The organism is Hallella mizrahii, from assembly GCF_009695775.1.
Taxonomy (GTDB): domain Bacteria; phylum Bacteroidota; class Bacteroidia; order Bacteroidales; family Bacteroidaceae; genus Prevotella; species Prevotella mizrahii.
The window spans coordinates 95,138-118,430 of record NZ_VUNG01000002.1; the positions used below are offsets into that span (position 1 = coordinate 95,138).

Here is a 23,293-nt window from a genome sequence, read left to right on the forward strand (position 1 = left end):
AACGCTTGCTTTTAACAAACAAGCGTATGAATATTAAACTATAAGACGATTTATGCCAGAAAACAACAGCATATTGGAGAAGCTCGACGGTTTAGAGGCTCGCTATGAGGAAGTCAGCACGCTTATCACCGACCCCGCCGTCATAGCCGATCAACAACGTTATGTAAAACTCACCAAGGAGTATAAGGATCTCGACGACATCATGAAGGCACGCAAGAGATACATCGACTGTCTCAATGCCATCAAGGAAGCCAAAGACATACTGGCCAACGAGAAAGATCCCGACATGAAGGAAATGGCCCACGAAGAGCTCTCGGAGAACGAGGCCCTCAAGCCGAAGCTGGAAGAGGACATCAAGATTGCCCTCGTGCCCAAGGACCCGGAAGACGCTAAGAACGTGCAGATGGAGATCCGCGCGGGAGCCGGTGGCGACGAGGCAGCCCTCTTTGCCGGCGATCTCTTCAACATGTACAAAAAATACTGTGAGTCGAAAGGCTGGACCGTCAGCGTGACAAGTGTCTCGGAAGGAGCCGTTGGCGGATACAAGGAGATAGACTTCGCCGTGAGTGGCGACAATGTCTATGGCACATTGAAATATGAGAGTGGTGTGCATCGCGTGCAACGTGTCCCCGCAACAGAGACTCAGGGGCGTATGCACACTTCTGCCGCCACAGTCGCCGTTCTCCCGGAAGCCGAAAAATTTGAAGTCCACATCAACGAAGGAGACATCAAGTGGGATACTTTCCGCTCCAGTGGTGCCGGCGGTCAGAACGTCAACAAGGTGAGTTCCGGTGTCCGTCTGCGCTATCCTTGGAAGAACCCCAACACGGGTGAGGTAGAAGAAATTCTCATCGAGTGTACCGAGACGCGTGACCAGCCAAAGAATAAGGAACGAGCATTGAGCCGTCTCTATACATATATATATGATCACGAGCACCAGAAATACGTCGACGACATCTCCAGCCGCCGCCGTTCTTTGGTATCTACTGGTGACCGCAGTGCCAAGATCCGTACATACAACTTTCCACAGGGGCGTGTCACTGATCATCGTATCGGTTACACCATCCATGACCTGCAAGGATTTCTCGGCGGCAACATCCAAGACATGATCGACCATCTCACCGTGGCCGAAAATGCAGAAAAACTGAAGGAGAACGAGTTATAGGCTGCATAGAGCGGTCAGCAAGCTGACAAGGTATATAGCTAATCGATCACTGGCAACAGCAATCTGATAATTAGTAAAAAGTAAACAGATAATTGTTCATAAACGACAGACCATGAACCGTAAGCAATTAGTCGAACAGATATTCCAAAAGAAAACATTTCTCTGTGTAGGCTTGGATCCCGACATCCGCAAGATGCCGGAATGCGTCCAGCAAGAAGAAGATCCAATTTTCTTCTTCAACAAGCAGATCATCGACGCCACAGCACCCTACTGCGTTGCCTACAAGCCCAATCTGGCATTCTACGAATGTCTGGGTGTCAAGGGCATGACTTCTTTCGAGCGTACAGTAGAGTATCTCCAGAAGTTCTATCCCGATCATTTCATCATCGCTGATGCCAAACGCGGCGACATCGGCAACACCTCAGCCATGTATGCGCGCACCTTTTTTGAAGAATACAATGTCGATGCCCTCACAGTAGCTCCCTATATGGGTGAGGACAGCGTTACTCCTTTCCTTGAGTACAAAGGCAAGTGGGTGGTATTGCTCGCATTGACAAGCAACAAGGGCAGCCACGACTTCCAGCTCACAGAGGACAAGGAGGGCGAACGCCTGTTCGAGAAAGTGCTGAAGAAATCACAGCAGTGGGGCAATGAGGACAACATGATGTACGTCGTCGGAGCCACACAAGGACAGATGTTCCAGGACATCCGCAAAGTAGCTCCCAACCATTTCCTTCTTGTTCCAGGCGTTGGCGCACAGGGTGGTTCACTTCAGGATGTTTGCAAATATGGCATCATCAAAGACTGTGGACTCCTGGTCAACTCCAGCCGTGGCATCATCTATGCCGGACATGACGAAAACTTCGCCCAGGCCTCGGCAGAGAAAGCCAAAGATTTGCAACAGCAAATGGAGGTGGAACTGTCTAAAATCGGATAAGTAAAAACGCATTGCTCGTTCAAGCAGAGCCTCATTTTTATTTCACAAAAAGCGTACTAATGTGCAATTAGTGCGCTTTTTTTTATCTAAAAAGCACAAAAACTCAGCCTATCTTCAAAGATTCGAGAATAATTTATTATATTTGCAGAAATGTTTCAATCCTATTAGAAGATGGAATTTACCGCAAAGCAAATAGCTCAGTTTGTACAGGGCACTATTGAAGGAGACGAGAACGCCAGCGTGCACACCTTTTCCAAGATAGAGGAGGGCACGGCAGGCTCTATTTCCTTTTTAGCCAATCCCAAGTATATCCACTATTTATATGATACCAAGTCCACCATTGTTTTGGTAGACTCACAGATAAGCATCGACCGTCCGGTAGCCCCCACGCTCATTCGCGTAGACAACGCACGCGACTGTGTAGCCCGGTTATTACAGCTCTACGAGGCAGCCAAGCCCAAGAAGCATGGCATCGATCCCCTGGCCTTCGTATCTCCTAAGGCCAAAATCGGAAAGGATGTCTATGTGGGTGCCTTTGCTTATATCGCAGACGGCGTAACCATCGGCGACGGCTCACAGATCTATCCCAATGTGACCATCATGGACAATGCCACTCTTGGCGACAACTGCCTGATCTATCCTCAGGTGAGCATCTATCACGACTGCAAGCTTGGCAACAATGTCACGATCCATTCCGGCAGTGTCATCGGTGCCGATGGCTTCGGCTTCGCTCCCAACGCTCAGACTGGTCAGTACGACAAGATTCCTCAGATCGGCATCGTCACCATTGAGGATAATGTAGAAATCGGTGCCAATACTTGCATCGACAGATCAACGATGGGATCTACCTTCGTCAGAAAAGGCGTGAAGCTCGACAACCTTGTGCAGATCGCCCACAATACCGACATTGGAGAGAACACCGTGATGTCAGCACAGGTCGGTGTGGCTGGCTCCACCAAAGTAGGACAATGGTGCATGTTTGGCGGACAAGTCGGTGTCTCCGGACATATCACCATCGGCGACAAAGTGCTGCTGGGTGCCCAATCTGGTGCTCCATCTTCCCTCAAATCCAACCAGACCCTGATTGGCACTCCACCAATGCCTCAGTTCGCCTATTTCAAGAGTCAGGCGCTGTTCCAAAGACTTCCGGAAATCTACAAGCAGCTGAACGCATTGCAGAAAGAAGTGGAAGAACTGAAGAAGAAGTCATAAAACAGCAGACTTACATAATAACAAGTAAAATAACCTCAACAGAGCTTTACACGCTTGATCGTTAAGCAACACAATAAAGATGGATACAGAAAAGCAAAAAACGCTTGGTGGCAGTTTCTCTCTCTTTGGTAAGGGACTGCACACAGGTCTGAATCTCACTGTGACGTTCAATCCCGCACCGGAAAACACCGGCTATAAAATCCAACGCATCGACCTGGAAGGACAGCCCACTATCGAAGCAATTGCCGAAAACGTCGGTAATACAGAGCGTGGCACCGTTCTGCAGCAGGGAGACGTACGTGTCTCTACTGTTGAGCACGGCATGTCTGCCCTTTATGCAATGGGCATTGACAACTGCCTCATACAGGTCAATGGTCCCGAATTCCCCATTCTCGACGGTTCGGCTGCCATGTATGTCGAGCAAATCCAAAAGGTGGGCATCGTAGAGCAGAGCGCACCGAAGGACTATTATATCATCCGCAAGAAGATAGAAATCAAGGACGAAGAGAGCGGCTCATGCATCACCATTCTCCCGGATACAGATTTCTCCATCACGGCCATGTGCTCCTTCCCTTCGAAATTTATTTCCAGCCAGTTTGCCACACTCGACAAGATGGAGAACTATGCCGAAGAGATAGCACCAGCCCGTACTTTCGTCTTCGTACGTGACATCGTGCCATTGCTCAACGCCAACCTCATCAAAGGCGGCGACCTCGACAATGCCATCGTCATCTACGAGAAACCCGAAGAGCAGGCTCAGCTCGACAAACTTGCCGACCTGCTGAAGGTGCCGCATATCGACGCCGCCAAGATCGGTTATATCCAGCACAAGCCACTCATGTGGGACAACGAATGCACGCGCCATAAACTCCTTGACATCATTGGTGACATGGCCTTGATCGGCAAGCCCATCAAGGGACGCATCATTGCCACACGCCCCGGCCACACCATCAACAACAAGTTCGCGCGTCTGATGCGTAAGGAAATCAGAAAGCATGAGGTGCAGGCTCCTATCTACGATCCCAATGAGGAGCCGCTGATCGACAACATTCATATCCGTCAGCTACTCCCCCACCGTTATCCCATGCAACTCGTCGATAAGATTGTAGCCATGGGAGCAACAAGCATCGTCGGCGTGAAAAACGTCACTGCCAACGAACCTTTCTTCCAAGGTCACTTCCCCGATGAGCCCGTCATGCCCGGCGTGCTGCAGATCGAGGCCATGGCACAGTGCGGTGGACTGCTCGTGCTCAGCCAGCTCGACGAACCCGAGAAATGGTCGACCTATTTCCTCAAGATCGATGACGTGAAGTTCCGTCATAAGGTTGTGCCGGGCGATACGCTGCTCTTCCGCGTAGAGCTGCTCGGTCCGGTGCGCCATGGCATCAGTTCCATGAAAGGATATATGTTCGTCGGTGATCATGTCGTGTCCGAAGCGACATTCACGGCTCAGATCGTCAAGAACAAATAAGCCCCTATATTAATCTCAAGACCACATTTACACAAAATGAATCAGATTAGTCCTTTAGCATTTGTGCATCCCGAGGCCAAGTTAGGCGACAACAACGTCATCGGCCCCTTCTGCTACATCGACAAAAATACAGTACTGGGTGACAACAACGTGATGCAAAACAGCGTCACGATCAACTACGGTGCCCGCATCGGCAATAACAACGAGTTCTTCCCAGGTGCCAGCATATCCACCAAGCCACAAGATCTCAAGTTCAAGGGCGAGGAGACCATCTGCGAGATCGGCGATAACAACAGCATTCGCGAAAACGTGACCATCTCCCGTGGCACAGCCTCAAAAGGCACTACACGCGTGGGCAACAACAACCTGCTGATGGAAAACATGCACATCGCCCATGACTGTTTCTTTGGCAACGGACTGATCATCGGCAATTCCACCAAGTTTGCCGGTGAGGTCACCTGCGACGACTTCGCTGTGATCAGTGCCGAGATCCTCTGTCATCAGTTCTGCCACATCGGCGGCTACGTGATGATCCAGGGCGGTTGCCGTTTCAGCCAGGATATTCCTCCTTATATTATAGCTGGCAAAGAGCCTACCCGCTACTGCGGTGTCAACCTTGTAGGGCTGCGCCGTCATGGTTTCAGCAACGATCTGATTGAGCTCATCCACAACGCCTATCGTCTGCTCTATTCCGAGGGCATCCTCAAAGATGGCATCAAGAAGATCAAGAGCGAACTGCAGATGACACCCGAAATCCAATATATCTGCGACTTTGTCGAGTCTTCCAAGCGTGGCATCATCAGATGATGAGACCTTTCGCCCGAAGAGATGAACACATACAACGATGAAGTCAAGAAACTATTGTCATTCTCTAAGAGTTAGGAGCAGCTTTGCCCCTAACTCATTTTCCTTTTTATGAAAACACTCTTCGTCGTCCTTGGCCCAACAGGTGTTGGCAAGACTGAGCTATGCCTTTCCATAGCCCGATATCTCCATTCCCCCATCATCAATGCCGACTCCCGGCAGATCTTCAAAGAGATTCCTATCGGCACCGCCGCCCCTACAGCAGAGCAGCAGCAGAGCGTCCGCCATTATTTCGTGGGCAACCACAGCCTTCAGGACTACTACAGCGCCTCGATGTACGAGCAGGATGCCATGAAGCTCATCACCCGCTTGTTCAGTGGTGAGGAAGGCGGCTGTGCGCACGACAGGCTTTTGCTCTCCGGGGGCAGCATGATGTATATCGATGCCGTTTGCAATGGCATTGACGACATCCCGACTGTGCCCGAAGATATCCGCGAGAACCTCAAGCGCCGGTTGGCCGACGAAGGTCTTCCCGCCCTTGTCGAACAGCTCCGTCAACTCGATCCCGTGCACTGGGCTATCGTCGACCGCAACAATCCCCGCCGCGTCGTCCACGCTTTAGAGATCTGCCTCGCTACCGGCAAGACCTACACCTCATTCCGCACCCATCAGAAGAAGCAACGGCCTTTCAACATCGTCAAGATAGGGCTCAACCGCCCACGCGAGGAACTCTACGAGCGCATCAACGCCCGAGTACTGAAGATGATCGACAAAGGCCTTGAGCAGGAAGCCAGAACAGTGTTTCCCCTTCGTCATCTCAACTCGCTCAACACCGTGGGCTATAAGGAGTTGTTTGCCTACTTCGACGGCCGCATCCCCAAAGAAGAAGCCATCCGACAGATACAGTCCAACACACGACAGTATATGCGCAAGCAACTCACATGGTTCAAGAAAGATGATGCTATCCAATGGTTCTCTCCCGACAATATTGAAGATATCTTAAAATATATAGATTCCGTGTCATAATCAACTATTATTTTATTACTTTTGTAAACAACAGAGCCACCCCATATAATCACACACAGAGATGCGCGTTCATGCCGTCAACGACAAGGTGTTGCACTCTGTAGTCACGCGATAACAGAAAGAAAATGAGAAAATTAAGATCTTTCATGAGTTGGTGCTGGAGAAAGGCACGCAACTTCTGGCCTTGGTACAAATCGCTCTACAAAGGACGAAAGTGGTATACCAAAACACTCATCGCCTTTGTGTCCTGTATCGTGGCCTTCCTGCTTTATTTAGGTGCCGTAGACATCAACTTCCTTTGGCTGTTCGGCAAGAGCCCCGGCTATTTCTCGGGCATCATGGATCCTCAGACCAGCCAGGCCTCCGAGATCTATGCTGCCGACGGCACGCTCATTGGCAAGTTCTTCAATGAAAACCGCTCCCCCGTGAAATACGAAGAAATCAATCCTTATTTCTTCAAAGCACTCATCGATACCGAGGACGAGCGATACTACAAGCGTCCACGCGGCATGGCTGTCGACCCGATAGGTATCTTCAGTGCCATGAAAGACGCTGTGCTCCGCCACGACGGTCGCGGTGCTTCGACAATATCGCAGCAGCTGGCCAAGAACATGTTCCGCGTGCGCTCTCAGTATTCCACCGGTCTGTTGGGCAAGATCCCCGGGCTGAAGATTCTCATTGTCAAGAGCAAGGAGTGGATCATCGCCACCAAGTTGGAGACGGTCTTCAACAAGAAAGAGATCATCACCATGTACGCCAACACCGTAGACTTCGGTTCTAACGCCTACGGCATCAAGACCGCTGCCAAGACCTATTTCGACACCACGCCGAAAGAGCTGACCACCGAGCAGTGCGCTCTGTTGGTCGGTATGCTCAAGGCCACCACGATGTACAACCCGCGTACCAATCCCAAGAACAGTCTGGCACGCCGCAACACCGTGCTCCACAACCTTTATACCCACAGAGACCTCACCCGTGAGGAGTGTGATTCCTTACAGCAGATTCCCATCCAACTCCATTTCAAAGTGGAGGAGAACTACGATGGACAGGCCATGTACTTCCGTGAGGCTATCGCCAACGAACTCCAGGACTGGTGCAAGGAAAATGGCTATGACCTCTACAGCAGTGGTCTGAAGATCTACACCACACTGGATCCTAAGATGCAGAAATACGCAGAGGAAGCTGTGCTCAAGCAAATGAAAAATGTTCAGCGCAACTTCGACAGCGAATGGGGAGCCAACAAGAAAAGTGTCTGCTGGTATGACGAGAATGGCAACGAGGTGCCTCATTTCATTGAGGACATCGCCCAGCGACTGCCGCAGTACAAGCAACTCTTGGCTAAATATGCCAACAACCCCGACTCTGTCTCTTACTACATGAACAAGCCCCACATGGTCAAGCTCTTTGACTATGACAAGGGTACTGTAGAGAAGGAGATGTCCTCGCTCGACTCTATCCGCTATATGGTGCATTTCATGCACTGTGCCATGGTGGCCATGGAACCTGAGACTGGTGCCATCCGCGCCTACGTGGGTGATGTAGACTTCAAGACATGGAAATTCGACAAGGCCGAGGCTACTCACCAGCCGGGTTCCACCTTCAAGCTCTTTGTCTATACCGAAGCCATGAACCAGGGACTCACGCCCTGCGACAAGCGCCGCGACGAGTATATCTCCATGCAGGTCTACGACAAGAAAAAACATGAGATGACCACTTGGACACCTACCAATGCCAACGGCACGTTCTCCGGTGACTCGCTGACACTGCGCAGTGCCTTTGCCCGAAGCATCAACTCCGTAGCCGTACGTGTCGGTCAGGAGGTCGGCATCAAGCGCATCATCGAGACTGCTCAGGCCATGGGCATCAAGAGTCCGCTCGACGACGAGCCCTCATTGGCTTTGGGCTCCAGCGACGTGAAGCTGCCCGAACTGCTCAACGCCTATTGCGTGGTTGCAGACAACGGCCGTCACCACGATCCCGTCATGGTCACACGCATCGTAGACAAAGACGGCAACGAAGTCTATACCGACAACAGTCAGGCTACGCAGGTCATCCCCGTGAAGAGCGCATACCTCATGCAGCAAATGCTCATGGCCGGTACGCATGATCCGGGCGGCACCTCCACCTCGCTCTCCTCCGCCGACTACGCTGGCTCTTTCTTCCGCGACACCGATTTCGGCGGCAAGACCGGTACGTCCAACAGCCACGCCGATGCCTGGTTCATGGCCGTCAGTCCTAAGCTCTGCGTCGGCGCGTGGGTAGGCGGCGAATACCGCAGCATCCACTTCAAGAGCGGTCGTCTGGGACAAGGCTCACGCTCCGCGCTGCCTATCTGCGGATACTTCATCAAGTCGGTCTTCAGCGACCCCGCCTATAAAAAATACCATGGTCACTTCGCCAAGCCCGATGATGAGAGCATCACCTCGAGCATGTACAACTGCGTGACCTACATTGCTCCTGTCAAGCACGACACTGTCCGCCACGACAGCGCGCACTTCGTCAGCAACGAGGAGGTGATCCTTGACGAGGACGGCAACCCGGTCGAGGAGCCGCAAGGACAGACTTCGTCTTCCACAAGTTCCTCTTCTGCTACGACAGGCAGCAAGACAGGCAGCAAGACCGACGACAATAAAAATACCAAGAAACACAAAAAGACAACCGAAGAGGTCAACTTCAACAATTTGTAAAGTTCAAGACCCTACGATTTCATGAACGATCATCACGACGATCCTATCGATTTGGAGAACCCGGAGATGCAACAGGCTCTCCAAATCATACAGTTTACCCATCGCTCGCTTTTCCTCACCGGAAAGGCGGGGACGGGTAAATCTACTTTTCTCAGATACGTTGCCGCCCACACCAAGAAGAAACACGTCATCCTCGCCCCGACAGGCATTGCCGCCATCAACGCCGGTGGCTCCACGCTCCATAGTTTCTTCAAGATTCCTTTTCATCCGCTCGTTCCCAATGACATCCGATACACTGTCAGGCATCTGCGGGACACCTTGAAATACAATGCCGAGAAGATCAAGATCATCAAAAGCCTCGAGCTGATCATCATCGATGAGGTGAGCATGGTTCGCGCTGACATCATCGACTTCATCGACAAGGTGCTACGTGTCTATTGCCACCGCATGCGCGAGCCTTTCGGAGGCAAGCAGCTGTTGCTCGTCGGCGATGTCTACCAGCTGGAGCCTGTCGTCAAGGAGGAAGACCGGCAGCTGCTCAGCCCCTTCTACCGCTCCGCCTTCTTCTTCGAGGCTCATGTCTTCCAGCAACTGCAATTGGTATCTATTGAACTGCGAAAGGTCTACCGGCAAAGTGATCCCACCTTTCTACATATCCTCGACCACATCCGCTCCGCGCAGGTGACCGATGCGGATCTGCAGCGACTCAATCTACAAGTGGAAAGCACAGGTCATCTTCCCCCGTCCTCCCCCGCCACGCTCTCTGAAGCCAAGGACAGCCAACAGCTATCAGAGTCGTCAGCACCTTCCGTCGGCAACAAGGAAGGAGGGAAAAACCAAAGCAATGAGCTTTCCATCACGCTCTCCACCCGCCGCGACACGGTCGATTTCATCAATGAGAAAAAGTTGGCACTACTTCCCGGCAACCCAGCCGTCTTCATGGGCATGATAGAGGGCGAGTTTCCGCTCAACAGCCTCCCCACCCCACAGGAGCTGCATCTGAAGCTGGGCGCACAGGTGCTGTTTGTCAAGAACGACAGAGAGCGCCGCTGGGTCAACGGCACCCTGGGCACCATCATCGCCTTTGACGAAGACGAGCAGGAGCATATCCTCGTCAGAACCGAGGACGGCGAGGAGGTGGATGTGGAACGCGAGATTTGGAGCAACATGCAATACTCCTACAACGAGCAGGAGAAAAAGATAGAAGAGAAGGAGTTGGGGACCTATACCCAGTTCCCCTTGCGGCTGGCTTGGGCCATCACTGTCCACAAGAGTCAGGGACTCACCTTCAACCACGTGCGCATCGACTTCACGGGTGGTGTCTTCGCCGGTGGTCAGACCTACGTGGCACTCTCGCGCTGCCGTTCCTTGGAGGGCATCACATTGAAGGATCCTATCCAGCGCAGCGAGATCTTTGTCCGGCAGGATGTCGTGGACTATGCCAAGAGCAACTACAACAACACGCAGATCATCAGCAAGGCCTTGCAGCAGTCCAAGGCCGACAAGGAATACTTCGATGCCGTCTGTGCCTTTGACAAGGGCGACATGCAGGGCGCGCTGGATCATTTCTTCATCGCCATCCACAGCCGCTACGACATCGAGAAGCCGATAGCGAAAAGATATATCCGCCGCAAGCTCGACATCATCAACCGGCAGCAGAGACAGATCGAGGCACTGAAGGAGAAAGAAAAGGAAACCAAGGAATTCCTCAAGCACCTCGCCGCCGAATATGTCATCATGGGCAAGGAGTGCGAGCACGAGGGCATCACCGAGGCCGCCATCCGCAACTACGAGAAGGCACTCAAGCTCTACCCAGAATACCCGCACATCGCGGAAAAGCTCAAAAAACTAAAAAAGAAGAAATGACTGCATCTGCAAGATAAAATAAACTTCCAGCACTATGTCCACAGACATAATCCTGGAAGTTTATTTTATCTTGTTTTCCTCCTTGCCATCCTTTTAAACGCCTGGCGATGGAACTTTTCCTCAGCCTTGATGACAGCGAGCACCTTGCCGGGAGAGAGCACCTTGCAGAATTTCAGATGATATTCCTGTTGGATCTTCTTCATCTCCACCTCTATCTTGTCGCACTCCTTGATGGTCTTGAGGCTTGCCGCATCATTGCTGGTGTCGGTATGAGCATAAAATCTCATCTTTCCGAACAGCGCGCGTTGCTTGTTTTGCATCTCCCTGAACAGAGGGAAAAAGCGTGAAGCCTCCATAGGTGTCAATCCCACCTCAGTAGTGATAAACTGCTCCATGTCCGCCTCAAACTTTGCGGGATTGAAACGGGGCGGCTGCGGTGGTTGCGCAAAGGCGACCAGAGACAGGAGCATGGTCACCATCCACAGTCCTAATCGTTGCTTCATATTCTTCATTCTGTTTTCTATTCTTTTATTGAGCGTCCGCCATGTAGGCATACATATCGTTTGTGTCTGTCATCGTGTAGTCCGCCATCTGGTCAAAACCCGACCAGGTACTTGTCTGAACATGCTGACTGGATGCTGTGGCAGGCTGTTGCGTCATCTTCCCACTCCCCAAATGGAGGAAGAAAAGAGCCAGACATGCTGCGCTGACGCTTCCGGCCGACCACAGCAGAACAGGCCGACGCCACCATGGCTTCCGAGGATGAAGTGCCACAACAGAGGCTGTAGCCTCCTTAGGTTGCTCGGGCAGCTGCATCTCCAACTGCTTGGCAAAGTCCTCGAAATAGTGGTCAGGAACCCTAAACGGATTCTCGCGACCCAGATGCTCTTCGATATATCTTTCGTCCTTATCCATATTTAATGATCCCCTATGATTATTTATCAACTCAATGTTAATGGTTTCTATGATATTACTATGATTAAGACGCATCAGATCTCAGATTGTTTAATCACCGCGGCAATTTTTTTCACGGCAAGGTGATAGTTGGCCTTCAAAGCCCCCTCACTGGTTCCCAACACCTTGCTGATCTCGGAGTACTTCATTTCGTCGTAGTATCTCATACAGAACACCGTGCGCTGCGCATCGGGCAGCAAGGCGATGGCGGCTTGCAAAAGACTCTGTAGCTTGTCGCCGTCGAAATAGCTGTCGGCCATCAGTTGCCGTGAAGCCGAAAGCAAGGCCTCGTCGCCAGCTTCCGGCACATTCCGCTGGCGTCGGAGAAAGTCCAAAGCCTCGTTGACAGCAATCCGATAGAGCCATGTCGAGAGTTTTGCTTCCCCCCGGAAAGAATCCAACTTGTTCCATGCTTTCAGAAAGGTGTTCTGCAAGACATCGTTGGCATTGTCGTGGGTCAGCACCATGCGTCGGATCTTCCAGTACAGCGGTTCACTGTAGAGCGCAACCATTTTGGAAAAGGCAGCCCGACATGTAGAGGGATCTGTCAGCTCCCTCTTCAGTATCTGGTCTTCTTTATTAGGAAAATGATCTTGCTGCCCCATGATCTTGTTTTTTGTTAAAGGGTGGTCTCCTTCCAGTAGTTTGCCAGCCACACCGCCATCACCTGATCATAGCCATAGACATCGTCGTAGCGTTGCAGGATGCCGCCGGCCGATGGCCACAGCGTGAAATAGGTAATAAAAATCGGCACCTTCGGCTCAACCTTCACCCGCCCCACAAGCATGTTTCTTTTCAGCGTGTCGGCAACGGCACGCTGCTCATCGGTGAGTTCTTCCGCCTTCTTGCCTAATGGCGAGACGTCAGCCTGCATGGAATAAGCGATTTTCTCTGCCATCTTGTTCTGGCCATCGCCTAAGAGAAACATCGCCAGCTCGTAAGGATGCTCTACCCTCACACAGCCATGGCTCACTCCCCGATCTTCTTGCCGGAAGACACCACGTGAGGAAGTATCATGGAGATAGATCGAAAAATCGTTGTTGAATCGGAAGATGATGCGTCCCAGCGCATTACCCTCACCGCCTTCCTGGATGACGAGATAGTCGCCGCTCTCCAGCATGGCCCGGTTGCACTGCGACACAGGGATATCGCGTCCAGTAGCCCGCTCACGAATGAAATAATGCTTGCTACGGAAATAGCCAGTGCTCAACCGGTGTGCAATGCTCTTTTTGACGATGCTCTTGGGAATGATCCACTGGGGGTTGACATCCATGCAATAGACATAGCTCGACAATAGCGGCGTCTTCGTCTCCAACGACCCTGATGCCACTCTCATCGTCAACGACTTTTCCCCGTCCACAGCCCATAGATGATAAGCCGGGATGTTGACCAGCACGAAACGCCGGTGCTTATGGGGATAGTCACTCAACCGCCACCGGCACCGCTCCATGTTGATCATCAAGCGCTTGGCACCATACCTCTGTCGCATCGTCTTGTCGAGGTATATGCGGCGCAATCTGAGATAGTAAGGGTCAGAGGGGCTCACGCTGTTCAGAAAAGCCGGGAGGCTGTCAGGCTGCACAGCGCACAATGCCTGCTGGAAAAACTTACGGTCGGGGTGGTCCATCTTCAGATCGAAGAGGGTTCTATAGATCTTTGCCTGCGAATCTGTCTTTTTGAGATCCAGCCGGTTGAAGACATCCGTGGGGTTGACAAAGCCAAAGCGCTGTCCGCAGACATAGCGGAGATAGGCCTTGGTAAGGTTGTATTCCAGCCGGGCAGCCACTTTACTTGCCGTGTTGCGTTTGTCAAAGTCGAGCGACCTCATTCGCCGCAGGTCTCTTCTAATCAGTGGAATGCGGAACTTTGCCTCACTGAATCCAATGCTGTCCACTTCTTGCAGATGAGCCAACAAAGTGTCGGCACGACTGTCCACTCCTTTCCGGTTGATCCATACAAAAGGCTGATGACGGAGATAATAGCCTTTTACCCTACGATCCACCAACATCGAGTCGTTGTCGTTGCGGATCATAGAGTCCAAAGCTTCCTTCACCTTAAAACTGGTAATATGATCTTCGCGTTGACGTAGATCATCGTAATACGATAGCGTCAACTCAGTATTTGGGTTAGGCACATGTTCCCTACATGAGCCCAACAAAATAGCGAAAAGACAAATAATCCCTATACGTCCTTTCATCTGTCATTATTCCCTCTCTCAAAAAGAATTATCTGAGGGCAATCTTTCTCACCACGTTCCCAACCTTCACAATGTAGCAACCTTGTGGCAAGTTGAGATGATAGCTCTTGTCCGACCCGTCGACCCGAATGTTCATCACTTTCACACCCGTCACCTTATAGATGGACAAAGTCTGCCCTGCCGCACCTGTCACGCGCAGCACCGACTCACCGACAACCGAAATGCTGATAGCCTGGATGTCGTTCTCCACCCTGTCCATGTCAGGAACGGTAGAGATGGCCCAACTTGGGTTTGCTCCCCCTAAGAGAGCAGATAGGACCATACATGAGACAAGTAGATATCTTTTCATACGCGTATATTTTCTTTTATTGCAAAGATAAACCTTTTAAGCAATAAACCCCAACATCTTATTGTGTATTTAGGATTTTTTAATATCGGGATATTCTCTAGTAACTACTCAGCGAATGCTGGCCAAAATGGCAGAAAATAAAAAGGTAATGCAGTAAAAAGCTTACTTCTAACTAATAACTACTTGCTAACTTCTCCATCGGTAGATGACATCATCCACCGTAGGGGCGGGGTTTATCCCCGCCCTAACCCCCTTGTCTGTAATATTCTCACACAGAGAACACAGAGATCTCTACCCGTGACGCACTGGATATTTTCCGTGGAATCATAGTGAGAGGAAATATAAATCTTTGATACTGCCATTATCGCTTTGGCATTTTCAAACGGAAAAGAGAAAAGAAAATCATGGTCATGCTTATGCTACCCAAGGAGCAATGGGTCTAAAGCTATGGGGTAGTCTTGCGAGCAAGCTCGCCGCCTACCCCATAGCTTTAGACCCACACCTTTGGTGTCAAGCCTGACCATGACGAAAATCGCTAACGCGTAAAATTGCCCCTTGGGCATAAAATCCTGCGGCCGAAAGATAGTCCATAGCGTCTTGAAAGTCTGCTATGCTGCTTGTGTTCTGTTGGGCGGCACAATATTTTATGCGCCTTGGCGCAATTTATTTTATGCGCTTATGCGCAATTTTATGCCAAGGCAATTTTCGTCATAGGCTGGCTTTTACCCCGTCAGGGGGGGGAGGGCGAGGAGAATGATTACCGACAAGGGGGTTAGGGCGGGGATAAACCCCGCCCCTACCACCCACCACTTCAAACGACGTTTAGAATCGGAGACAATTCCCCGCAATTCAGTGTCAAGGGTGACAAGTAGGGGCGGGGTTTATCCCCGCCCTAACCCCGCAAAAGATATAAAAACGGCGCACTGGATATTTTCCGTGGAATCATAGTGAGAGGAAATATAAATCTTTATACTGCCATTATCGCTTTGGCATTTTAAACGGAAAAGAGAAAAGAAAATCATGGTCATGCTTATGCTCCCCAAGGAGCAATGGGTCTAAAGCTATGGGGTAGTCTTGCGAGCAAGCTCGCCGCCTACCCCATAGCTTTAGCCCCACACCTTTGGTGTCAAGCCTGACCATGACGAAAATCGCTAACGCGTAAAATTGCCCCTTGGGCATAAAATCCTGCGGCCGAAAGATAGTCCATAGCGTCTTGAAAGTCTGCTATGCTGCTTGTGTTCTGTTGGGCGGCACAATATTTTATGCGCCTTGGCGCAATTTATTATTTTATGCGCTCTGGCGCAATTTATTATTTTATGAGCCTTGGCGCAATTTATTTTATGCGCTTATGCGCAATTTTATGCCAAGGCAATTTTCGTCATAGGCTGGCTTTTACCCCGTCAGGGGTGGTGTTGGGGCAGACTGCGAGCTTGCTCGCAAAGGCTGCCCCATCACTTCCACACCATAGCTCCATCGGGAGCTTAAGCCTGCCTATGATTTTCCTTGAGTTATGGACCTCTCTAACCAATTATGAACATATCGGCCCATGGGAAATATCCAGTGCGCCGATAAAAACATGTGGCACGGGGGTGGAATGATTACCGACAAGGGGGTTAGGGCGGGGATAAACCCCGCCCCTACGTTCTCACCACCTGCCGCACCGTTAACGGGGTAATACCACCCAAACGATGTGGATGCTATCCACCAAAAGGAATTCTATATAACTAACCCTGTTATATCAACAACTTGTTATCGCCAAAGGGCGATATGGCAGCTGAGTAGTTACATTCTCTGGTAACTACTCAACGAATGCAGGCCGAAAAGAATCCGCTGAACAGTCGCATCCTCTATTTTGATCAGACCTTGTCCAGAATCAGACTGAACAGATAATCAGAAAGGCGGTTGAGATAGATGCGGATCTCCTCGGGGAAACTCATTTGTCGATTCAGCGTCACAAAGCGACGCTCGCAGGTGCGTGCCTTTGCACGGGCAAGGTGCAAGGTGGCGTCGGCAACACTCCGCCCCGGAAGCAGAAAAGTGAAATGGCGGTGACGCCCCACCTCAGCGATATGTGCTTCCATCTTGTCGACGGACTGTTGCAACGCCTGCAAAGTATCCTCCTCCGCCTTGCCATTGCTGGCCACGATCGTCATCACGTCAGTGAGCTGACGCTGCAACGACTCAAAAGGTTCTTGCTGTCCGCTTTGTGCCTTGCAGAGTCCAAGGAGAGCGTTGAGTTCATCCATTTCTCCGTTGAGCTCTATCCGCAAGTCGTCTTTCTCCACCCGTTCTCCAGTGTAGAGCGATGTTGACCCGTGGTCACCAGTCTTTGTTGTGATAATCATAAATTGAGTATTAGAAGGTTAAAAATCAAATGAAACGTATCGTACACGACCGTCTCTTAGTGCCGCTTACCCAAAACGACATACACGATCACCGGCGCGCCGATGAGTGGCGTGATGGCATTGAGGGGCAACACCTCACCGCTCCCCGGCATTGTGGTGAAGATGTTGCAGAGCAAGGCGATGGCACCGCCACACAATATCGTCACCGGCAACAGTCGCCGATGGTCGCTCGTGCCTATCATCAAGCGTGCAATATGCGGTACCGCCAAAGCAAGAAAAGCTATCGGACCGCAGTAGGCTGTCACCACAGCGGTAAGCAAACCGGTGAGCAGCAACAGCAGGTCACGCATGTGCTGGACTTTCACGCCGAGGTTCGTGGCATAGCCCTCACCCATGAGCAGTGCATTGAGTGGCTTGGCAAACAACAGCGACATGACGATGGCTACGATGGTCAGACCGGCAAACAGCGGCATCTCGTCCATCGAGACACCGCCAAAGCTGCCCATCCCCCACACCGAGAAGACCTTCACGCCCTGCTCTGAGGCAAAGAAGTTGAGCAACGTGATGGCACTTGAAGCGACATAGCCCACCATCATGCCTAAGATGATCACCATCACACTATTGCGTACCATGCGACTCGCGGCCCAGATCAGAGCCGTCACCGCCATAGCGCCCGCAAAGGCAGCAGCGACCGATGACAGCGCACTCAGCATAGAAGGCAGCATAGTCACCGGGCTTAGCGTGACGAGAGCCACTGCAAGACTTGCCCCACTCGAGACACCGAAGACATCCGGTGCGGCCAAAGGATTGTGGAACACCGTCTGCAGCAACAAGCCACTGACAGCAAGCGCACAGCCGGCTAACAATGCAGTGATGGCCTGTGGCAGACGGGTCTGCACGACGATATACTCCCATGCGCTCGGTGATGGCTCGCCCAGCAGTATGCCGGCCACATCACGCGCAGGGATATCCACGCTGCCATGCAACAGACTCAATGCGAAAAACACCACAATGGCAATGACCGCCACCGCCACGCTCAGGATCCATCTCCTTTGACTCATGGACTTTAGCTATTCTCCTTTCTGTAATATCTCAGTCCGCCTAACTTTGCCTGAGGATGCAGCAACTGGATGAACTCGCGCAATTGCCAGTCCGGTCGCCAGCTCACTTCCTCGAAGTAAGGCACCACCGAGCAGTCACACACATAGATCTGTCCGGTTTTCATGGCCTTCAGCACGCTGTATGCCTTGCATTCCTGTAGCAGAGTTTTCTTGGTCAAAGGCTGTGGGCCGTTGTATTTCAGAGCCCACACATCGCTCTGCCCCGCCTTGGCAATGACCTGCTCCAGCGACAAAGGCAGACTGCCACTATGCCGGTCATCAGCAAAGGCATAGCGCCCGTGGGCATCATGGATGATAGCCGCTACCGTACTTTTCCCTCCTGGCATATACCATACGTTGCCCGTCATCCGCTCGGTGAGGATGCTTTTGCCCAATGGCAAACTGGCAGCATAGCTTTTCAGACTCTGATAAGTGCTGTCCACCACATGGAACAGCGAGTCGGCACGCTCTCCACAGTCAAACAGCCGACCGTAGTAGCGCATCCATTCCGCACGTCCCAATGCCGACGTCTCCATATAGTCGGCAGCCTGAATGATGGGGATACCCAGCCGCGACAATTGGGTGATTGCGGAATTGCCCTCGTAAGGGCTGATGATGATGGCATCGGGATGCAAGGCGATGATCTTCTCTACATCAGGCGACATAGAGTTTCCGCAGTCCACGATTTTGCCCGCTTTTACCCGACGCTGTATGTCGGGGATGAGGATATATTGCAAGTCGCATACGCCGACGATGCGGTCTTGCAGATGGAGGTATTCCAGCAACTGACAATGCGATGTCGTGAACACGACCACACGACGAAGCGGACGCAAGGTACCATGGGCTTTCTCCTTGCTGCCAGCCTTGAGCAACAGCCACTGCTGCAAGACCTTACCTTGTTGCCAAGGGTCCATCACGGTGACGGAAGTCCCGTCGCCCTGATCGTCCATCTTTAAAAACGTGGCATACTGCAGATCGTTCTTACCCTTGGCATCCTTAGCCTGGCGATAAGAACAACTGTTCAGCAAACACACCCCTAAGAATATGAGGAGTGTTTCTTTCAATAGATTTGTCATGTGTCTATGTTCAGAAATCCCTATATATAATAAGGTGTAGGCGTGATCAGTGTGTACGCCTCCACCATGCAGTCTTCTCACGGCCTTTGACAGCCACGCTGTTCAGACTCATATCAGATATGGTGATACCACTGAAGGTCTTCACAGGAATAGAGTAAGCAGAATAATAGATATTAGTAAATACCGAATCTGTAGCCTGCTTATACTTCACCACATTGTCCAGTGCCGAATGGAAATCGCTCTTCAGATTGGCATTTTGACAAACATGATCGACATAGCTGCCCATGTCGTAGAAGAGATGATTGTTGAAGCCGTCGAGCACCTGTACACTGTCACGCAGACTGTCAGCCAAGGTATAATGACTGTTGATCTCTTTCATCACCGTGGCCAACTGCTCAAGATTGCGGCAGTCGATGGCCGACAAGGCACCGCCGGGAATGATATATTTTGTATTGTTGCCGTAGTAGATTCTGTAATTAGAGTAGAAGGAATGGAAGCTGTTGATGATCCCTTCATAGCCTGGTGTGCTCTTGGCCAGATTGCTCCACAACTCCCGGTAAGGCATCCCCATCGCCATCACCTCGCTGGTGGAGGCAATCAGATAGTTGGTGGCATCCTTGAGCATATAGGCTGTCTCGACGTTGGCCATATAGCAGTCGTCAAAAAGGATGTATTGCATCTTCATCCCAGCCTGCTGAATGGCATCAGCCAGGTCGGTGATGTTAAAAGCATAGTTCATATCACTCACGCTGCCAAAGAAGCGCGTCTGAGAATAGATCGGCAGGACACCGTCGGCAACAGCTTTGTTGCCCTTTGCGGCAGCAGAGCCATAAGCCTTGGCGTTAAAAGGATAGTTGTTCCAATCTTCTTTGAACGTCCAACCCGAGCCATGACCTCCGATGATCATCGCATAGTTGAGGGCGTAGGCATTAGCCTTGACATCATTGAGAATCTGAAGCATGCCCTGTGTCGTATCATACTCGTTGCCCGTATATTCCTTAATCGTATGATGCTCAATCTGCCCATTCTCATAGGTGATCTCATAGAGCGATGAGGACTGTGATGACTTGGAGAGGAAGACCAGCACGCGACCGTTCATGCCTTTCTCATCGACGATGGCACTCTCAATGCTGTCGAGGTTCTCCTTCAACTCGTTATAGAGTCCCACACCCGACTGCGAGCCGGACCAAGGCATAAAGATGAGAATCGTCTGCTTGTTGATCGTGTTCACGTCCACGCTGTCGTCACTGCATGAGGTCAGCACCAAAGAGAGCATACTGACACAAGCAAACAAAAAAAGAAAGATACGGTGCTTCATATACGATTTACTAAAAACTCCCCCGCCCTATAAAGGGAGGGGGATGAAAAAAGAGATGATAACTTATTTAGCTTTCAAATGGCTGAGCGACTCCTTCAGCGCGGCAATCTTCTCCTCGGAGTCTTGCTGCTTCTTGCGCTCACGGGCCACGACGGCCTCTGGTGCATGGGCAATGAAGTTCTCGTTGGCGAGTTTCTTCTGAATGCCAGCCAGAAAGCCTTCGAGATGCTGGAGTTCTTTCTCCTGCTTCTCGATCTCAGCCTTAACATCGATGAGGTCGCCCACCGGTACGGCAAACTCCTGTGTGCCGACCATGAAGACGCTGGCGTCAGCAGACTTGTCGCTCACGGTCTCTACGCTCTCCACGTTGGCCATCTTCTTCACGATGTCGTTGTAAGCAGCGTAAGGGTTAGCAGCCACAGCCTGAAGCTTCAGTGCCTTCTTCGGTGCGATATTCTTCTGATTGCGGATGGTGCGCACGCCGGAGATCACCTGCTTGACCTGCTCCATCTCATCACAGAGTTTCTTGTCGTCGTCGTCAGGAGCTGCGATGTTGAGCGTAGCCTTCATAATGCTCTCACCATCCTTGCGGTCATAGAGATGCTGCCAAAGCTCCTCGGTGATGAACGGCATGAACGGATGCAGCATCTTCAGCAGATCGTCGAAGAAGTGGAGCGTAGCCTGATAGGTGGCAGTGTCGATAGGCTTGCCATATTCTGGCTTCACCATCTCGAGATACCAGCTTGAGAACTCGTCCCAGAACAGACGGTAGACGGTCATCAGCGCCTCGGAGATGCGGTAGGTCTTGAACTGGTCGTCCATGATGGCGTTGACCTCTTTCATCTTGGCAGTGAACCAGGCCACAGCCTGCTTGTTGGCCTCGGGCGTAGCCAGACTGTCATCGGTCTGCCAGCCCTGTACGAGACGGAAGGCGTTCCAAATCTTGTTGTTGAAGTTACGGCCCTGCTCACAGAGACTCTCGTCGAAGAGAATGTCGTTGCCTGCCGGAGCGGAGAGCATCATACCCATGCGCACGCCGTCGGCACCGTACTGCTCGATGAGCTTCAACGGGTCGGGGGAGTTGCCAAGGCTCTTCGACATCTTGCGACCGAGCTTGTCGCGCACGATACCGGTGAAGTAGACATGCTTGAACGGCATCTGTCCACGATACTCGTAGCCGGCCATGATCATACGGGCCACCCAGAAGAAGATGATATCCGGACCGGTGACAAGATCTGATGTCGGATAATAGTATTTGATCTCGGCATTGTCGGGATGGTTGATACCGTCGAAGACGGAGATCGGCCACAACCAGGAAGAGAACCACGTGTCGAGGCAGTCGCTCTCCTGCTCCAGGTCAGCGGCGGTCAGCGACGCGTTCTTCTCCTGAGCGAGCTTCAAAGCCTCCTCGGCAGTCTCAGCCACGACGAAGTCGCGCTTGCCGTCGGCTGTCCTGAAGTAATAAGCCGGGATGCGGTGTCCCCACCACAGCTGACGCGAGATACACCAGTCCTTGATGTTCTCCAGCCAGTGGCGATAGGTGTTTTTGTATTTCTTGGGATAGAACTCAATGTCGTCGTCCATCACCGGAGGCAGGGCGATGTCAGCGAAGTGCTGCATCTTCAGGAACCACTGGGTGGAGAGCTTCGGCTCGATAGGCACATTGGTGCGCTCGGAGAAGCCCACCTTGTTGTCATAGTCCTCGATCTTCTCCATCAGTCCGGCATTGGTCAGATCCTTGGCAATCTGCTTGCGCACATCCATACGGTCCTGACCGACATAGAGTCCGGCAGCCTCAGAGATGGTACCATTGTCGTTGAAGATGTCGATGGTCTCCAAATGATGCTTCAGTCCGAGCATGTGGTCATTGACGTCGTGAGCCGGGGTGACTTTCAGACAGCCGGTACCAAACTGTATGTCGACATATCCGTCCTCAATCACCGGAATGACACGGTTGACCAATGGCACTATGACGTGCTTGCCCTTGAGCCATGTGTTCTTCACGTCCTCGGGGTTGATGCACATGGCCGAGTCGCCCATGATGGTCTCGGGACGTGTGGTGGCCACGACAGCGTAGTAGCCTTTCTCGTCCTTGTGCATGACGTTGCCCTCGTCCTTGCGCTCGATAGACGCCTGGTCCTCGGGAGCCACATAGTATTTCAGATAGTAGAGCTTGGAGTGCTCGTCCTTGTAGATCACCTCCTCGTCGGACAGTGCGGTCTGGGCTTTCGGATCCCAGTTGACCATGCGCACGCCACGATAGATGTAGCCCTTGCGATAGAGGTCGACAAAGACCTTGATGACGCCCTTGGATCGGGTCTCGTCCATGGTGAAAGCCGTACGGTCCCAGTCGCAGGAGCAACCGAGCTTGCGAAGCTGCTTGAGGATGATGCCGCCGTGCTCACGTGTCCAGTCCCAGGCATGCTCGAGGAACTGCTCGCGCGTGAGATCGGTCTTCTTGATGCCCTGCTCAGCGAGCTTGCCGACAACCTTGGCCTCTGTGGCAATAGAGGCATGGTCGGTGCCGGGCACCCAGCAGGCGTTCTTCCCCTCCATGCGCGCACGGCGCACGAGGATATCCTGAATGGTATTGTTAAGCATGTGACCCATGTGCAGCACACCCGTCACGTTTGGTGGGGGAATGACGATGGTATAGGGTTCGCGATTGTCAGGCTTGGAGCTGAAAAGTTTGTGGTCCAGCCAGTACTCATACCACTTCGACTCTACTTCTTTCGGGTCGTACTTACTTGCTAATTCCATGTATTCTTATCTTTTATACCTTATTT

The 23,293-nt window shown here is 51.7% G+C and carries 18 protein-coding genes; 8 read left to right on the forward strand and 10 right to left on the reverse strand.

The genetic code is table 11. From position 1 onward, the window contains the following. The first annotated feature begins 52 nt into the window (after positions 1 to 52). The 8 genes from prfA to FYJ73_RS01370 all read left to right on the forward strand — a co-directional run bounded on the left by prfA (position 53) and on the right by FYJ73_RS01370 (position 11,168). Positions 53 to 1,165 carry a peptide chain release factor 1 gene (gene prfA / locus FYJ73_RS01335; RefSeq protein WP_154532859.1) on the forward strand — a complete coding sequence of 371 codons (1,113 nt, stop codon included), beginning with the start codon at positions 53 to 55 and terminating at the stop codon, positions 1,163 to 1,165. Positions 1,166 to 1,277: 112 nt separating this feature from the next. After that, the gene (gene pyrF / locus FYJ73_RS01340; RefSeq protein WP_154532861.1) at positions 1,278 to 2,102 is read left to right on the forward strand and encodes an orotidine-5'-phosphate decarboxylase; all 825 of its coding nucleotides are present in this window, start codon (positions 1,278 to 1,280) and stop codon (positions 2,100 to 2,102) included. Positions 2,103 to 2,273: 171 nt separating this feature from the next. Next, positions 2,274 to 3,314, forward strand: coding sequence for a UDP-3-O-(3-hydroxymyristoyl)glucosamine N-acyltransferase (gene lpxD, locus FYJ73_RS01345; protein WP_154532863.1), 1,041 nt, complete (start codon positions 2,274 to 2,276; stop codon positions 3,312 to 3,314). 79 nt (positions 3,315 to 3,393) lie between these two features. Further along, on the forward strand, positions 3,394 to 4,785 hold the full coding sequence (locus FYJ73_RS01350; RefSeq protein WP_154532865.1) for a bifunctional UDP-3-O-[3-hydroxymyristoyl] N-acetylglucosamine deacetylase/3-hydroxyacyl-ACP dehydratase: 1,392 nt from the start codon (positions 3,394 to 3,396) through the stop codon (positions 4,783 to 4,785). Between the two features lie 36 nt (positions 4,786 to 4,821). Beyond that, positions 4,822 to 5,592 carry an acyl-ACP--UDP-N-acetylglucosamine O-acyltransferase gene (gene lpxA, locus FYJ73_RS01355; RefSeq protein ID WP_154532867.1) on the forward strand — a complete coding sequence of 257 codons (771 nt, stop codon included), beginning with the start codon at positions 4,822 to 4,824 and terminating at the stop codon, positions 5,590 to 5,592. 108 nt (positions 5,593 to 5,700) lie between these two features. Continuing rightward, positions 5,701 to 6,615 (forward strand): tRNA (adenosine(37)-N6)-dimethylallyltransferase MiaA, encoded by a 915-nt coding sequence (gene miaA, locus FYJ73_RS01360; protein WP_154532869.1) that lies wholly within the window; start codon positions 5,701 to 5,703, stop codon positions 6,613 to 6,615. 125 nt (positions 6,616 to 6,740) lie between these two features. Further along, positions 6,741 to 9,302, forward strand: coding sequence for a transglycosylase domain-containing protein (locus FYJ73_RS01365; RefSeq protein ID WP_154532871.1), 2,562 nt, complete (start codon positions 6,741 to 6,743; stop codon positions 9,300 to 9,302). Positions 9,303 to 9,323: 21 nt separating this feature from the next. Then, positions 9,324 to 11,168: an ATP-dependent DNA helicase gene (locus FYJ73_RS01370; protein ID WP_154532873.1), complete on the forward strand. Its 1,845-nt coding sequence runs from the start codon at positions 9,324 to 9,326 to the stop codon at positions 11,166 to 11,168. Between the two features lie 65 nt (positions 11,169 to 11,233). Here the strand turns inward: FYJ73_RS01370 and FYJ73_RS01375 are convergent, their stop codons facing one another. The 10 genes from FYJ73_RS01375 to FYJ73_RS01420 all read right to left on the reverse strand — a co-directional run bounded on the left by FYJ73_RS01375 (position 11,234) and on the right by FYJ73_RS01420 (position 23,267). Further along, on the reverse strand, positions 11,234 to 11,671 hold the full coding sequence (locus FYJ73_RS01375) for a hypothetical protein (protein WP_154532875.1): 438 nt from the start codon (positions 11,669 to 11,671) through the stop codon (positions 11,234 to 11,236). A 25-nt stretch (positions 11,672 to 11,696) separates the two neighbouring features. Further along, on the reverse strand, positions 11,697 to 12,083 hold the full coding sequence (locus FYJ73_RS01380) for a hypothetical protein (RefSeq protein WP_154532877.1): 387 nt from the start codon (positions 12,081 to 12,083) through the stop codon (positions 11,697 to 11,699). Positions 12,084 to 12,157: 74 nt separating this feature from the next. Continuing rightward, entirely contained in the window at positions 12,158 to 12,727 is a 570-nt protein-coding gene (locus tag FYJ73_RS01385; RefSeq protein WP_154532879.1) for an RNA polymerase sigma factor, read from the reverse strand. Between the two features lie 14 nt (positions 12,728 to 12,741). Further along, the gene (locus FYJ73_RS01390) at positions 12,742 to 14,175 is read right to left on the reverse strand and encodes a L,D-transpeptidase family protein (RefSeq protein ID WP_336509561.1); all 1,434 of its coding nucleotides are present in this window, start codon (positions 14,173 to 14,175) and stop codon (positions 12,742 to 12,744) included. A gap of 172 nt (positions 14,176 to 14,347) precedes the next feature. Beyond that, positions 14,348 to 14,668: a secretion protein gene (locus FYJ73_RS01395; protein ID WP_235899173.1), complete on the reverse strand. Its 321-nt coding sequence runs from the start codon at positions 14,666 to 14,668 to the stop codon at positions 14,348 to 14,350. A 1,856-nt stretch (positions 14,669 to 16,524) separates the two neighbouring features. Next, positions 16,525 to 17,013, reverse strand: a complete 489-nt coding sequence (locus FYJ73_RS01400; protein WP_154532883.1) for a cob(I)yrinic acid a,c-diamide adenosyltransferase — start codon at positions 17,011 to 17,013, stop codon at positions 16,525 to 16,527. A gap of 56 nt (positions 17,014 to 17,069) precedes the next feature. Further along, positions 17,070 to 18,074 (reverse strand): FecCD family ABC transporter permease, encoded by a 1,005-nt coding sequence (locus tag FYJ73_RS01405; RefSeq protein ID WP_154532885.1) that lies wholly within the window; start codon positions 18,072 to 18,074, stop codon positions 17,070 to 17,072. A gap of 5 nt (positions 18,075 to 18,079) precedes the next feature. Further along, a complete protein-coding gene (locus FYJ73_RS01410) occupies positions 18,080 to 19,189 on the reverse strand; it encodes an ABC transporter substrate-binding protein (RefSeq protein ID WP_154532887.1) in 1,110 nt (369 codons plus the stop codon). Between the two features lie 46 nt (positions 19,190 to 19,235). Next, positions 19,236 to 20,507, reverse strand: coding sequence for a clostripain-related cysteine peptidase (locus FYJ73_RS01415; protein ID WP_154532889.1), 1,272 nt, complete (start codon positions 20,505 to 20,507; stop codon positions 19,236 to 19,238). A gap of 63 nt (positions 20,508 to 20,570) precedes the next feature. After that, complete coding sequence (locus FYJ73_RS01420; RefSeq protein ID WP_154532891.1) at positions 20,571 to 23,267, reverse strand: valine--tRNA ligase; 2,697 nt, start codon at positions 23,265 to 23,267, stop codon at positions 20,571 to 20,573. Positions 23,268 to 23,293: the final 26 nt, after the last annotated feature.